Origin of the sequence: Acinetobacter sp. WCHAc010052 (assembly GCF_002165295.2) — a bacterium.
GTDB classification, from domain to species: Bacteria; Pseudomonadota; Gammaproteobacteria; order Pseudomonadales; family Moraxellaceae; genus Acinetobacter; species Acinetobacter chinensis.
Genome location: NZ_CP032143.1, coordinates 412,055 through 427,688, shown reverse-complemented (window position 1 = coordinate 427,688; position 15,634 = coordinate 412,055). Strand labels below are relative to the sequence as shown.

Annotated in this window: 12 protein-coding genes; 4 read left to right on the top strand and 8 right to left on the bottom strand. The window is 45.1% G+C overall.

Annotation, left to right across the window (positions count from 1 at the left end; all coding sequences use genetic code 11):
• Window positions 1-8: 8 nt before the first annotated feature.
• From CDG61_RS02390 to dxs, 6 genes are all read right to left on the bottom strand, one after another.
• On the bottom strand, window positions 9-692 hold the full coding sequence (locus CDG61_RS02390; RefSeq protein WP_087549923.1) for an outer membrane lipid asymmetry maintenance protein MlaD: 684 nt from the start codon (window positions 690-692) through the stop codon (window positions 9-11).
• Complete coding sequence (gene mlaE / locus CDG61_RS02385; protein WP_087549922.1) at window positions 692-1,471, bottom strand: lipid asymmetry maintenance ABC transporter permease subunit MlaE; 780 nt, start codon at window positions 1,469-1,471, stop codon at window positions 692-694. Before mlaE ends, CDG61_RS02390 begins: the two co-directional genes overlap by 1 nt.
• Window positions 1,468-2,286, bottom strand: coding sequence for an ABC transporter ATP-binding protein (locus CDG61_RS02380; protein ID WP_087549921.1), 819 nt, complete (start codon window positions 2,284-2,286; stop codon window positions 1,468-1,470). The genes mlaE and CDG61_RS02380 overlap by 4 nt, the downstream gene beginning before the upstream one ends.
• 410 nt (window positions 2,287-2,696) lie before the next feature.
• A complete protein-coding gene (locus CDG61_RS02375) occupies window positions 2,697-4,577 on the bottom strand; it encodes a DEAD/DEAH box helicase (RefSeq protein ID WP_087549920.1) in 1,881 nt (626 codons plus the stop codon).
• Between the two features lie 596 nt (window positions 4,578-5,173).
• Window positions 5,174-6,004: an inositol monophosphatase family protein gene (locus tag CDG61_RS02370; protein WP_087512848.1), complete on the bottom strand. Its 831-nt coding sequence runs from the start codon at window positions 6,002-6,004 to the stop codon at window positions 5,174-5,176.
• 119 nt (window positions 6,005-6,123) lie between these two features.
• Entirely contained in the window at window positions 6,124-8,028 is a 1,905-nt protein-coding gene (dxs, locus tag CDG61_RS02365; protein ID WP_087549919.1) for a 1-deoxy-D-xylulose-5-phosphate synthase, read from the bottom strand.
• Window positions 8,029-8,330: 302 nt separating this feature from the next.
• Between dxs and ribA the strand changes: the two genes are divergently transcribed.
• Window positions 8,331-8,933 carry a GTP cyclohydrolase II gene (gene ribA / locus CDG61_RS02360; RefSeq protein ID WP_087512850.1) on the top strand — a complete coding sequence of 201 codons (603 nt, stop codon included), beginning with the start codon at window positions 8,331-8,333 and terminating at the stop codon, window positions 8,931-8,933.
• A gap of 194 nt (window positions 8,934-9,127) precedes the next feature.
• Here ribA and hemN read toward each other — a convergent pair whose 3' ends face one another.
• Window positions 9,128-10,492 carry an oxygen-independent coproporphyrinogen III oxidase gene (hemN, locus tag CDG61_RS02355; protein WP_087549918.1) on the bottom strand — a complete coding sequence of 455 codons (1,365 nt, stop codon included), beginning with the start codon at window positions 10,490-10,492 and terminating at the stop codon, window positions 9,128-9,130.
• A gap of 242 nt (window positions 10,493-10,734) precedes the next feature.
• Here hemN and hemF point away from each other — a divergent pair, with 242 nt between their 5' ends.
• The 3 genes from hemF to aroE all read left to right on the top strand — a co-directional run bounded on the left by hemF (window position 10,735) and on the right by aroE (window position 13,019).
• Window positions 10,735-11,676, top strand: a complete 942-nt coding sequence (hemF, locus tag CDG61_RS02345) for an oxygen-dependent coproporphyrinogen oxidase (protein WP_087549916.1) — start codon at window positions 10,735-10,737, stop codon at window positions 11,674-11,676.
• Window positions 11,677-11,893: 217 nt separating this feature from the next.
• On the top strand, window positions 11,894-12,103 hold the full coding sequence (locus CDG61_RS02340; protein WP_087512893.1) for a hypothetical protein: 210 nt from the start codon (window positions 11,894-11,896) through the stop codon (window positions 12,101-12,103).
• 127 nt (window positions 12,104-12,230) lie between these two features.
• On the top strand, window positions 12,231-13,019 hold the full coding sequence (gene aroE, locus CDG61_RS02335; protein ID WP_087550022.1) for a shikimate dehydrogenase: 789 nt from the start codon (window positions 12,231-12,233) through the stop codon (window positions 13,017-13,019).
• A 63-nt stretch (window positions 13,020-13,082) separates the two neighbouring features.
• Here the strand turns inward: aroE and CDG61_RS02330 are convergent, their stop codons facing one another.
• A complete protein-coding gene (locus CDG61_RS02330; protein ID WP_087549915.1) occupies window positions 13,083-15,506 on the bottom strand; it encodes a hypothetical protein in 2,424 nt (807 codons plus the stop codon).
• Window positions 15,507-15,634: the final 128 nt, after the last annotated feature.

Here is a 15,634-nt window from a genome sequence, read left to right as displayed (position 1 = left end):
CTCAAAAATTATTCAACAAATGACACTTCAGCATCTGCTGTCTCGGTAGAAGCGGACTCTTTAGACGCTCCACCTTCTGGCTTTTCATCTGATGATTTACCTGCACCACCGGTCACAAATTTGGTGATCAGGTCTTCAATTTCCATGGTGCTCTGTGTGTTTCCAATCTGATCACCACGTTTTAAGTAATTCAGACCGCCACCTGGTACAACTTTCAGGTATTTCTCACCCAGCAGACCATTGGTTGCTACCATTATGTAAGCATCTTCATCAATATTTGTGATGGATTTCATGTTACCAATCAGTTGCTGTTCCATTTCTTTTTGTTTCGCTAGATCAGCCTGTTCGTAATCACTGCTGTAACGGAGATCTTCCAGTGCATTCTGCTGTACCTGTTTCAACTGTTCTGCATTGAATGAAGTCAGGCTTCCATCCATTGTTATTTTTACTGTTGCAAGACGGGTTACAGGATCAAGGGTAATCGAATCCACCTGCCCAACCTTTACACCACTCATGGCAACTTTGGCACGTGGCTTGATTCCATTGACGTTATCAAAGGTTGCTGTCAGCTTATAACTGTCTTTCAGATTTGTTCCGACCAGACCACTGACTTTCATTGCCAGGAAAAACATGGCGATACCGAAGATAACAACAAAAATACCTACGGCCAGCTCACTTGTACGTGATTTCATTAAACACCTCCAAACATGACCGCAGTCAACACAAAATCAAAACCCAGTACACACAGCGATGAATACACCACTGTCCGTGTTGTGGATGTTGCAATACCTTCAGATGTCGGCTCACAGGCATAGCCCTGATATACCGCAATCCATGTACATATCAATGCAAAAACAAAACTTTTAATGACAGTGCCGTTCAGGACATCCTTATAAAACTGGACGGAATTTTCCATACCACTCCAGTAAGAGCCTTCATCTGCTCCCAGGAAGTCCACACCCACCATCTTGCCCCCCATAATGCCCACCGCAGCGAAGATGACAGAAAGCATGGGTAAACTGAAAATACCTGCCCAGAGTCTTGGTGAAATCACTCTTTTTAAAGGATCGACACCAATCATTTCCATACTGGAGAGCTGTTCAGTCGCTTTCATCAGACCAATTTCAGCGGTCAGCGCAGAGCCTGCACGACCCGCAAAAAGTAATGCTGCAACTACAGGTGCAAGTTCACGCAGCAGCGTCAGTGCAACTGCTGTCCCCAGCATTGCCTCACTGCCAAAAGTCACCAGAATGCTGTACATCTGCAAGCCCAGTACTGCACCAATAAACAGCCCTGAAACCACAATGATCAGCAGTGACATGACACCGACACGATACATCTGATAGACAAACAGCTTTACACCAATACGGGTGGGCATGGAGAACAGAATCTGAAGCAGCATTAACGTCGCAACGCCAATGCCACGTACCCGATCTATCACCCGACGACCCAGCAGAGCTATGGCATTCATGCCTTCACCTCATCACTTAAATAGGGTTTATGACTGAACTGATAATCCACCGGACCTTCAGCAGCACCGGTCAGGAACTGACGTACAAATGGAGACGCATGAGCTTTCAGTTCAGCTGGTGTACCTTCACCCTGCACCTTGCCTTCAGCAACCACATAAATGTAGTCGGCAATGGACAGTGTTTCTTCCACATCATGCGAAACAATAATGGTGGTCAGATCCAGTGCTTCTCTTAAAGAGCGGATCAGGCGGGTCAGGACACCTTTCACAATCGGGTCCTGCCCTGCAAAAGGTTCATCATACATAATCAGTTCAGGATCAAGTGCAATGGCACGTGCAAGTGCGACACGACGGTTCATCCCGCCCGAAAGTTCAGAGGGCATAAACTGCTCTGTACCACGCAGTCCAACCGATTCAAGTTTCAGTGCAACCAGTTCTGCAATCAGATGCTCTGACAGTTTGGTATGCGCGCGGATAGGAAAAGCAACGTTTTCATAGACTGACATGTCTGTAAACAGTGCGCCACTCTGGAACAGCATCCCCATACGGGCACGTGCTGCAAAAAGTTCCTGCCGTGACATCTGAGCAATATCTTTTCCATCCAGCAGTACCGCACCCTGATCAGGCGTCAGCTGTCCGCCGATCAGTCTGAGCAGCGTGGTTTTTCCTGTGCCTGATGGACCCATAATCGCAGTGATCTGACCGCGACGGATGTTTATACTGACATTGTCATAGATGATTCTGTCGCCTCGCTTAAAACTCAGATTTTTCACCTCGATGAGTGTCTGAGCCTGTAGAGGTGTCTGATTATTCATAGCTGAGCGTTATCCTGCATTTTTTCAGCATGCATACTATAAAGGATTGGAAGACAAAATGTTACCTTGTAAAAAAAATGCAACTGTGTACTGATTGTTCTTACTTGCTTATTTTATTTATTTTTTTGTGAGTATGAAATATCTAAAAATAAAACACTGTATTACGCAAAATAGCTATACAGATAATAGGCAAGGTTACACAGCAGCAGAATCACACCGATATATGGCATAAGCACCTCTTTTGCTGAACGGTTTAAAAATAACTGATGAATCATATTGTTATTCGCATTTATCAAAACAAATTCAAAGTATGATCTAGTATACATTTACTTGGCAAAAGATCAATTATTAATCCCATAAAAAAAACCGGTGTTACCACCGGTTTTTTCGATTTAACTTTAGAAATCAAATCAATCGTTAAATTTACGACGTGGGCGATCTTCACCGAAAGTACGTTTCGGACGATCTTCACCGCCAAATGAACGCTTAGGACGATCATCACCAAATGAACGTTGTGGACGGTCACCGAAACCACCTTCACGACGTGCTGGACGATCACCGAAATCACGTTTAGGACGGTCGCCGAAGCCACCTTCACGGCGTGGTTTGTAATCTACGCTGTTACCACGGTTGTCATCATTCGAGTTAAAACGAGGTTTATCGTTAAAACCGCCTTCACGACGTGGACGATCAGAGTTGAACTCACGGCGTGGACGATCTTCAAAACCGCCTTCACGACGTGGGCGATCATTGTTGAACTCACGACGTGGACGATCTTCAAAACCGCCTTCACGACGTGGACGATCAGAGTTGAACTCGCGACGTGGACGATCTTCACCACCGAATGAACGCTGAGGACGATCACCGAAACCGCCTTCACGACGTGGTGGACGATCACCGAAATCACGCTTAGGACGATCATCGCCATAAGAAGGACGATCACCACGTGGTTTGTCATCGTAGCTGCGACGTGGACGATCATCACCGCCTTCACGACGTTTGAAGTTTGATTCACCTTCAAAACGACGACCGCCACCAAAACCGCCACGACCGCCATCACGACCACGACCACCGCCATTACGACCGCGACCGCCGCCATCACGACTACCGCGTGCAGGAGGTGGAGATGGCTCTAAACCTTCGATTTCAGAAACACTTAAACGCGCTTCTAAATAATCTTCTAAAGCACGGATTTTACCGCGTTCACGGTAAGTTGCCAGAGTGATTGCTTTACCTGTACGACCCGCACGACCTGTACGACCGATACGGTGTACATAATCTTCATTCTTCATTGGAAGACCGAAGTTGATCACGTGAGAAATTGTCGGTACATCCAGACCACGAGCCGCTACGTCTGTAGCAACCAGGATCTTAGCACGACCTTCACGAATGCTGCGTAAACGACGGTTACGTACAGTCTGTGGCATTGCACCGTGCAGTGCTACAACTGAAAGACCTGCTTCTGCAAGCTCTTCAGCCAGCATGTCTGTATCTTCCTGAGTTGAAGCAAATACAACTGCCTGATCAACATCTTCTTCATTTAACCAATGCGTAAGCAGTTTTTTCTTATGCTCAAAACCATCAGTCCAATGTAAAGTCTGGGTAATGTCAGTATTTGTAGAATGACCAGTTTCAATCGAAATACGCATTGGATCATTCATCATGCGTTCAGCAAGATTGATGATACGTGGCGCAAATGTTGCAGAGAACATTAAAGTCTGTTTACGGTTTAAAGCTAAATCGCTGATTGCTTCCAGGTCTTCAGAGAAACCCAGGTCAAGCATACGGTCAGCTTCATCAACAATTAAAGCGTCAACTTTATCAAGTTTGATCTGACGACGGTTTACAAGATCAAGTAAACGACCTGGAGTCGCAACTACAACCTGTGCACCTTTTAACTGCTGGATCTGCTTACCGAAAGGCATACCACCCATGATTGCAGCAACACGAACACCTTTCATGTGGCGTACAAGTGCGATTGCATCCTGACAAACCTGCTGAGCAAGTTCACGGGTAGGAGAAATAACTAAAATGTTTGGTTGAGTTACCGCTTTCATACGTTCTTTGAAAGGAACGAAAGTATCTTCCTGACCAGCCAAAGCATTTAACGTAGGGAGTAAGAAAGCAGCAGTTTTACCTGAACCAGTCTGGCTTGATACAAGAAGGTCCTTACCTTCCATAGCCGCTGGAATAGATTGTTCCTGCACAGGAGTAGGTGCAGTGAAACCAAGAGATTCAAGTGCTTTTTGTAGCGACTCGTCTAAAGAAAAATCAGCAAAAGTTTTGCTCATAGAGATATTCACCCTGATGTGGGTGCTCCATTAATATAAGATCTGATGGACATCGGCAAAAAGCGGCACAGCAATAATCGCTGAAAAAATAAATCAGCGGCGATCCGAGAACGACGATGCGTATAACGCACACATGATTACAGCCGCAACCTGAAAGAATCGCTTAAGCGATTGGGTGGGGCGCGAAATATTGTCCTCTCTTTGGACCGGACGCGCATACACAATAATAGAAGAGAAATGTTCAGGTAATGAACGGAATTTAAGTGCGTGCGCGGAGTATAGCAGAATATAAAATAATGTCACGAAGTTTTATTGTTTTTTCCTGTGAGGGATCACTTGGTCAAATACCTTTCCCTAAACCTCTTCCATCAGGAGAGGGAACATTCAATACAAATCAGAAACCTGGAATCCAATTCCCCACAGGTATCCATTACCTTTATAAAAAGAAGATAAGAAATATAAGGGTGTGACTTATACCCCTCAGAACTTACAGCGGGAATGCATAAATTCAAAATCAGCAATGAACTTAAAAAAATCATAGACACAAAAAAAGCCCTCATTCACATGAAGGCTTTTTTGAATCAGATATAAACTGCTTATTTAGCAGCATCGCCCCAGGCAGGAACAACCTGCTGCATCAATGGTTTTAACATCTTCATGGAACATGCGATCACCTGACCATTTTCCATGGAATCAGAACCACCACGCGCATCAACCACTGTACCGCCTGCTTCTTTCACAATGAGTTCGCCCGCAGCGATGTCCCAAGGTTTCAGACCCAGTTCAAAATAACCGTCTAAACGACCAGCAGCCACATAAGCCAGATCCAGTGCAGCAGAACCTGCACGGCGGTATTGCGCACCAGCTTCAGTAACGTTCAGTAATGAGTCAAAATGGTTTTTCGCATAAGACACCACTTCACCGTTACGGATTTTACGGTAGGCATGACCTACACCCATAAAGGTATTTTCAAGGCTGTCTTTTACATTTACACGGATACGGCGCTGGTTCAGCATTGCACCACGACCACGGCTTGCAGAGAACAGTTCGTCTTTTACTGGATCGTAAATAACACCGTGCTGAGTCACACCTTTGTGCTGAACTGCAATGGATACGCAGAAATGTGGAAAACCGTTAATAAAATTTAAAGTGCCATCAAGTGGGTCGATCACCCAACACCAGTCAGCATCGTGACCTTTACCTTCCTGAAGACCAAACTCTTCACCGAGGAAACTGTGATTTTTATAACTTTTGCGAAGTGTATCAATTGTCAGCTGTTCAATGTAGCGATCTACACGTGTAACAGGACCATCAATCCCCTTTTCTTCGACTTGCAGATCGAGTTTATGACGATTCTGATGCGCTTTTAAAAGCTCTTGACCAACTAATTGCGCCGCACGCGCAGCCATAACCACCATAGGTTCCATTGAACACCCACTACAAATCTGAAAGGAGACTGATAAAGAATAATGCATAAAAGCCCCGATATTTTAGCAAAAATATGAGGCTTTAGGTAAAAAATGTTTTCAGAATTTTTTTCAGCAGCTTAAACCGCCTGAATATGTCTCAGCCATGCCTGATTCACTGCATTTTCTATGCCCTGTGCATCAAGTCCAGCCTGCTTCAGCATCTGAGCATGAGCTGCCTGATGCATAAAGCTGTCATCCAGTCCAAGATTCAGAATCGGTTTCACGATCTGCGCCTTAGCCAGATATTCATTCACCGCACTGCCAGCACCTGCCATGACGGCATGTTCTTCCACGGTGACAAACAGTGCTGTACTGTCAGCCAGTTCAGCAATAAGCTGCTCATCCAGTGGTTTCACAAAACGCATATTAACCACACAGACACCTGTTTCATGCTGTTTTGCCAGTTGCTGTGCAGCTTCAACAGAAGCATTTACTCTGCTGCCAAACGCAAGCACAGTAATACATTCGTCATACTGATCATTGAATCGGGCAACCACTTCAGCCTTACCGATTTCCAGTGCTGTCATTTTCTGCTGAATTTCGACACCATAACCATTGCCACGCGGATAGCGCACAGCTGCCGGACCAGGGTACAGATAAGCCGTATGCATCATCTGACGGCATTCATTTTCATCTTTGGGTGCCATGATGACCATATTCGGCACTGTCCGCATAAATGCATAATCGTATGCACCTGCATGTGTCGGACCATCTTCACCCACGAGACCTGCACGGTCTATACCAAAGGTAACATCCAGGTTCTGCAGTGCAACGTCATGAATCAGCTGGTCGTAACCACGCTGTAAAAACGTTGAATAAATGGCAACAACCGGTTTTAAACCCTCGCATGCCATACCGGCAGCCAGTGTCACCGCATGCTGTTCAGCAATGGCAACATCAAAGAAACGCTCAGGATACTGTTTTGCAAATTTCACCATACCAGAGCCTTCGCACATGGCAGGAGTAATCGCCAGCAGTCTGTCATCCTGTGCCGCTTCATCACACAGCCACTGACCAAACACATCTGAATATTTTGGTGCTGCTGTTTTTGCAGCAACGGCATTTAATTTGCCAATAGCATGGTATTTGATCTGATCTGCTTCGGCAGGTGCAAAACCTTTGCCTTTCACAGTATAGATATGAATCAGACGTGGTCCTTTACGTTTTTTCAGTGCATTGAAGACCTGAACCAGCTGCTGTACATCATGACCATCAAAAGGTCCAAAATAATCAAAGCCTATCGCTTTAAACAGGTTATCTGCTGCATCTGTAGCAGCACTGTGTAATCTTGAATTATATGTCCACTCTGGATGTGACTGAACATACGCCTGTCCATCATCATCTATACTGACAGACTGACCACTTTCCCAGATGGCAGCCAGGTGTTTTGCAAAACCGCCCGTACTGCATGAAATGGACATATCATTGTCATTCAGTACCACCATCAGGTCAGCGTTATGTGCCACAGCATCATTCATGGCTTCAAATGCCATACCGGCTGTCATTGCGCCATCCCCGATAATCGCAACAACTTCACACGGGTTTTTCTGATAACGCCGCGCAAGCGCCATCCCAAGCCCCGCTGAAATAGCAGTGGACGAATGTCCTACACCAAAGGTATCAAATACAGATTCTTCACGGGCAGGAAACGCAGCCAGTCCATCTTTGGCACGGATTGTCACCAGCTGCTCACGGCGACCCGTCAGTGCTTTATGCGGATAAGCCTGATGACCTACATCCCAGATCAGTCGGTCCTGTGGTGTATTGAAACAGTAATGCAGTGCAACCGTCAGTTCAATTACACCCAGGTTCGCACCAAAATGACCACCGCTCTGACCAGCAGCATACAGAATGTACTGTCGCAACTCATCTGCCACCTGTTCAAGCTGAGACTGGCCGAGTGAACGCAGTTGCTGAGGATGATCTATGGTATCCAGCAAAGGAGTTACAGGGCGTTGAGTGGGTATTTCTGTATACAGCATATGTGGCGAAGCCTTCTAAAGCCTGGCAAATCTAAGCTAGGGAAACGGGTTAGCAACGATTGAGCGCGAATCATAACACATTCAATCAGCCACATTTATCATGCCATACCGAATGAATGACTGTTCAGTATGACAATGCGAAGCCTAGATTATCCTGAATAATCTTCCTGTTTATCAACTATTATCGTTCTCTTTATACAAAAAAGAAAATCTTCTGCATAAAATCATCAATGCAATTCTACCAATGTCCAAGCATTACGCTATACTTTAGTCAATTTATGAACTGACTGATGGGTTAAGCAGTGCCTGTAAAATTTGTCGCAACTTCACGTTTACCAACCGCTTATGGCGAATTCAAAATCACAGTATTTCAGGATCCGGAAACAGGTGAAGAACATGTGGCAATCTCCAAAGGGCTTGAAACAGCACCCTCTGCACCCGTTCTGGTCCGTATACACTCTGAATGTTTAACCGGTGATGCATTTGGCTCGCTGAAATGCGACTGCGGTCCACAGCTGCACAACACCATGAAAATGATTGATGATGCAGGACAGGGCGTTATTCTGTACTTACGTCAGGAAGGTCGTGGTATTGGGCTGACCAATAAAATCCGTGCCTATGCCTTACAGGATCAGGGACATGACACGGTGGATGCCAATCTGTTGCTGAACTTACCTGCCGATGCGCGTACTTATGAAATGTGCAACATCATGCTGGATCAGCTCCAGGTTAAGCAGGTCAGACTGATTACCAACAACCCACTGAAACTCAAGGCACTGACCGATCAGGGCATTGATGTGGTGGAGCGTGTTCCGCTGACCGTTGGTTTAAATAAATTCAATGAAGATTATTTAAAAACCAAGCATGACCGCATGTCACACATGTATCAGAAAGATGATTTTTAAATAAATCTGATGTGCATTGTTTTATAAGTATCATGCTAAAAAATTCGTAAAACAGTTTCTGAATGACATTAAACATCCCTTCTCATGCGCCATAACGGCTCAGAGATGAGGAGTCAGCTCCGCAGAGGAAGCAAGTAAGTTCAATGGACTCCTCCCCTTTGTAAGGAGAGGAAGCCTCTCAACGCACTCACCACTTAAATCGTCATGGAAAAAATCTGATTATCCGGTTTTCTGCGTTTTAACCTTAAATCAAATGCCATACAGATATTCCGTACAAATGCTTTGCCTTTTTCAGTCACACAGATCTGCTGTTCGGTTATTTCCAGTAAACCATCCTGCTGCATTTCCTGTAACTGCTCCAGCACCTGTGGCAACTCAGAAAAATACATGGCTGACTCCTGCCATGACGTTTTAAAACCGCACATCAGATTTAAAATATGTCTGCGGATGATCAGGTCTTCCTGATTCAGCACATGCCCTTTAAATACAGGCAGTTCATTACGCTCAAGCCGTGCATAGTAGTCATCAATATTTTTTTCATTCTGTGCAAATCCGTACCAGCTGTCGCTGATGGAGGATGCCCCCAGACCGATCATCAACTGTGTTCTGGAAGCGGTATAACCCATAAAGTTACGATGCAGAGTGCCCTGCTGAAATGACTGGTACATGGCATCTTCTTTCAGAGCAAAGTGATCCATACCGATTTCATGATAGCCACAGGACAGCAGTTTTTTCTTACCTTCTTCATAGCACTGTCGTTTCAGATCATCTTTAGGCACATCCTGATCTTTAAAACCACGCTGACCATTGCCTTTAATCCATGGCACATGAGCATAACTGTAAAATGCCAGACGGTCAGGCATCAGGCGTGTCGTCTGCTCAATGGTATACAGCACATCATCCAGCTGCTGAAACGGCAGACCAAACACCAGATCATGTGAAATGGATTCATAGCCGATTTCTCTTGCCCACTGGGTTACACGTTCTACATTTTCAAAAGGCTGAATCCTGTGAATGGCTTTCTGCACATCAGGGTTATAGTCCTGAACACCATAACTGACCCGACGGAATCCCAGCTCATACAACGCCTGTAAATGTTCACGGGTGGTATTGTTCGGATGCCCTTCAAAACTGAACTCATGTGTACTGGCAATATCCGCACTGGCTAAAATGCCCTGAATCAGCTGCTGTAAGTGTTCAACCGAAAAAAATGTAGGAGTACCGCCTCCCAGATGTATTTCCCTGATGACAGGTTTTTCCTTCAGCAGTGCGCAGTACAGCGACCATTCTTTTAACACAGCCTGAATATAGGGTTGTTCCACTTCGTGCCGTTTGGTCACTTTTTTATGACAGCCGCAGAATGTACACAGGCTTTCACAGAACGGCAGATGAATATAAAGACTGATACCCTTTGCACTGCTGGATTCTGTAAATGAACGCAATACACTGTCCTGCCAGCTGACTGATGAAAATGTACTTTCATCCCAGTACGGCACAGTTGGATAACTGGTATAACGGGGACCCGCTACATTATATTTCTGAACCAGTGACATACTCATTTTCAGCACCTGTTTTACCTGTACGCATTGTAGAAAAAATCCTCAGAACATCTGAAATTTCCACAGCTTCAGCTCCATTGTGCGGAGCGTAAATAAATAATTCAACCAAGCAGATCAGTCGGAATTTCAACAAAACTGCATGATTTAAAATGCTGAATATAGAAATTCCCTTATTTTTTGACTGAATATATGCTTTGATGTGAAACATCTTCTGTTTTGGTCAATCTCCCAGGAAGCCTGCCATGCAAAATCCAACATCCGCCGACATTCAACGTGTAAGAGACTTTCTGACGGACTTACAGACCCGAATCTGTACTGCTTTAGAACAGCAGGAAATTCAGGGCGGTGGAACTGCGACATTTGAAACAGATGACTGGCAGCGCCCTGAGGGTGGCGGTGGTCGCTCACGTGTACTGCAGAATGGTACTGTGATTGAAAAAGGTGGCGTGATGTTTTCACACATCAACATCTCAAAACTGCCTGCATCTGCAACCGAACGTCACCCACAGATTGCAGGTGCAAAAGCTCAGGCAATGGGTGTTTCACTGGTGATTCATCCCAACAACCCCAATGTTCCAACCTCTCATGCCAATGTCCGTCTGTTCGTTGCAGAAAAAGAAGGACAGGAACCGATCTGGTGGTTTGGTGGCGGTTTTGACCTCACCCCGTTTTATCCGAATGCAGAAGATGTTTCAGCCTGGCATCAGACAGCCCATGATCTCTGTGCACCCTTTGGCGAAAATGTGTATCCGGAACATAAAAAATGGTGTGACGATTATTTTTATTTAAAACATCGTGATGAGCAGCGTGGTGTCGGTGGTCTGTTTTTTGATGACCTGAACCAGTGGGACTTTGAAAAATGCTTTGAATATATTCAGGCAGTGGGTAATGGCTATCTTGAAGCGATTATTCCAGTGTTCCAGCGAAATCAGAACAAACCTTTTACCCAGGCACAGCGTGATTTTCAGCTCTACCGCCGTGGACGCTATGTAGAATACAACCTGGTCTACGACCGTGGTACCCTGTTTGGCTTACAGACCGGTGGACGCATTGAGTCCATTCTGGTCAGCATGCCGCCACTGGCAGGCTGGTCATACCGCCCTGAATGGGATGAAAACAGCCCTGAAAAACGTCTGACGGATTACTGGCTGAAACCGCAGGACTGGTTAAAACTTTCAGACTGAAACAGATCACATAAAAGCCATCCTTATATGGATGGCTTTTTTTTTTTAACTGTATCATTCATGGGCTGAAAAACCCTGAAACATTAACCCACAAATATAAATGGTACTTCTGCACCAATCGGAGTTTAATAATCAACTTGAGGCTGAAACTCTTTCATCACAGTGTAAAAATTTCACGCCATTATACTTTGATGCTGAATTCTTTCAGGGGAACGAAATGCCGAAATTTACTGTCAGCCGTCCTATGCTTCTGTTCTGGATATTTTTAGTGGTGTTATGCAGCTCTATCAGCACGACTGTTTTTTCAGAAAGTGCTTTTAATGATCATTTTGCGCTCACAACCATGACCATTGCGATTATTGGACTGGTCAGCAGCACATCAGTACTGCTGGTCAATCTGGTACATGCCATCTGTAATCCAGAATAAACCTGTAAAACAGACGAATCCAGCCTGATACCACTGTTTTCGCTGTGCTGGAATATTCTGCAAAGGCTTCTGAATCCCTCCAATTCAGCGTATATTGATGCACATTTCTCCACATGGACTCTGTGCGATGAGCAAACAATTCGCCGTTATTGGCAATCCGATTGAGCAGTCACGCTCACCTGAACTTCATCATGCCTTTGCAGAAAAAACAGGCATAGCTCTGCAATACAGCAAACGTCTTGCACCGCTTGACGGCTTTCAGCACAGCGTCCAGAGTTTTTTTGACCAGGGCGGTTCAGGGATGAATGTCACTGTGCCTTTTAAAGAACAGGCATACAGCATGAGTTCTGTCCTGACTGAACGTGCCCGAATTGCGGGTGCAGTCAATACATTATGGATGGAAAACGGTCAGCTGCATGGTGATAACACCGATGGACAGGGACTGGTTTATGCCATTCAGGCACTCGGATGGGAACTTGATCAGACGAACATCCTGATCATCGGTGCTGGTGGCGCAACCCGTGGCGTGATCTATCCACTGGTGCAGGCAGGTGCAAAAAAAATTGTCATTGCCAACCGTACACTTTCCCGTGCTGAACAGCTAATTGCGGACTTAAAAGATGCCGTCCCTGGTGCTGAACTCATTGCCTGTGGTCTGGATCAACTGAATGGTCAGTTTGATATTGTCATCAATGCAACCTCTGCCAGTTTAAGCGGTGATGCCCTGATTCTACCTGACACATTACAGTTCCAGCATGCTTATGAAATGGCTTATGGCAAACCATCGTCCTTTCTGGACCAGGCAAAAGCCCGTGGTGTAGCACATTCAGAAGGTTTTGGCATGCTGGTGGGTCAGGCCATTGAATCTTTTTCCATCTGGAACGGCATTAAACCCGAACTGAAGGATTTTCTCTGACCGATATAAAAAACCTCTGCACATGACAGAGGTTTTTTTATCACTTTGACAATGTGAATCTGCTTATGGATTCAGATTTTCTGTCACATCCGTATAGGCTTTACGGTACAGATCACCATCATAGAAACCATCATGCGCAGCTTTCAGATTTTTGACTGATGCTTTTGACAGTCTGCCTTTTCGGTCATCCATATAAGCCTGCGCAAGAACAGCCGCAACAGCTTTCAGATTCTGCTGCTGTTCTGCATTCATCTCGTAATCCGCACTGAACAGCTGCATATAATACTGTGCAAACACCGCCTGCTCAGTTCCGAGCTGCTTTTTCAGTTTTGCCCATTTCTGGTGTGTCTGAACCTGCTTCACCGCATCAGTAACAACCTGTTCGATACTGGCACCCGCATCATCAAACTGGTCTGAACGAATCAGCTGATGCTTTTTCTGCAACGCTTCAAGACGCTGCAATGCTTTTCCTTTCAGCTGTTCCTGTTTTTCTTCCATAAAGTAATAAGCATAAACTTCAGAAATTTCATTCAACTGTGCCGTAGAATAATGTTTCAGCAGTTCAGGATAACGTTTTGTCATTTCCGGAACAAAAACTGCCTGATACGTTCGGACTTCTGAACCTGTACGTGTAAAGGTCTGTTCTGCAATTTCGGCAATATTTTTTTCCAGCGATTTGCTGTCGGTTTTCCCAGATGCTTTCTGATCAGCTGAAGATGACTCCAGACTTCCTGTAAAAGATTTCACCATTTTTTCAAACATGGAACCTTTGCTGACTTCATCAATAGATCTGGCATTCTGCATCAGTTTACGGTCAATGGCAGTTGCATGACCATAATTGCTGATTGCCAGCTGATTGAGCAGACTGATCTTTCCTGTTTCAGGGCTTTTCCAGTCAACATGCGTATCGAGCTGAATCAGACGCCCTTGCGCATCCATACCAATGTCCAGCACCAGTGGCGTTCGCTGATCAGCTGTTCCAGCCATCATCTGCTGAATTTCAGCCTGATGTTTATGCCACAAGGTTTTTACATCCTGAGCCGTCATCAGCACCCGCTGCTGATAGGGAGAAAATAAAGGTTCAACACTGATCAGTGCTGAAATTGCCTGCATACCTGGAGCGGTTGCCTGCTTTTTCTGTTCAGCCTCTTTCAGCACCCGAATACCATAATAATACTGGCACTGAGAAACACTTCCCATCGGAACCGCTGAACCTGCTGTCTGTATTGCATAACAGGCTTCCCTGGAAAGGATGTCTGACTGTTCTGCAGTTGCATCGGCTACGCTCTGCTGTTCTTCAGAATCCATATGTTCGGCAGGCATATCTTCATCAGATGGAGCAGCATCTGTCGCAGCCGCAGCGGCATATGCAGCACTCGAATCATTTTCCTGACTTTCAGCCTCTGCTTCAGCATGTTTCGCGTACTCATGATCATCATGATGGTACATCAGCTCATGTAAACGGCTGTTCACCAGCTCTGCAACCCGCTCCTCAGAATCATAGGCTTTCTGAGCCAGTGACAGGGATTCGTCAGCTCCCCCTTTTCCATCATTATCCTGAACCTCAGATTCAGCATGGTTTTTTTCAGCAGCCTGTTCTGTATCTGTAATTTTCAGAATCTGCTTCTGCACATAGTCCCTGTTTACAGTTTCAAAAATTGCCATCTGCATCATCAGTGTTTCCATATCACCCTGATAACGGATTTTGCGGTGAATCCCCAGTTTCTGATCCTGAGCCGTCACCGTGCTTTCATGCAGCTGACCTTTATCAGCCAGCACAAAAGGAACTGCATTCATCTGACGCAGATATTCTGCAAATTTTTTAATATCGACTTTTTCAATGTCACCTTTGAACTTAGAAAAATCGACATAGGCATAGGTATCCTGGCTTTCACTGTTCACCAGAAATGGCATCAGGGCAAAATAGTTGGTGTAGAAGCGATAATTTTTCAGGTCTGCAATCATGGGCAACTGAGCCTGAATCTGTAACGTCGGTTTCAGGTACTGAACATTCATATTCAGTGTTGCCAGCCGGTCACGATAATGTACCGAACCCTCATAATCAAACTTCAGGTCATTCAGAATATTGACTGCGCTCCGAAGAAACCGGGATGAAGCGTCTGCTGACCGATCTGTATGGGATGACTGTTCCTGGGCAAGCTGACTGAACAGCAGTGATTTCTGTTCAGAACTCAGCTTTACGCCCTGCCCTGTCAGATACTGCTCCAGCTGTCGTCTCAACTCAGGCTCAAGTGTTCTGGTCTGATGATCTGCATTCTTTGAGGACTTTGCAGGTTCTGTACTTTTTGCCTGAAGCGTAGTTTTGCCACGATAATCAAAACCTGAGGTTTCAAACATCGCATTCATGGCACTCACTGCATCCTGCTCCACAGTGGCAGACTTATTCTGAGTGGATTTTATGACATGCTGTGAACACGCTGTTAAACTCAGAGCAAATAAACTGAATGTTAAATATTTTAATTTCATAAAACTTATAAAAACCTTAATTTATTTATACTTTAGTACAGAATCCATACATATGACTTAAATCCAGTCATACTGTTATCTTAACAAAAAGTGAACAGGAGGCATTTAGCCTTTCCGCTCAGATTCGC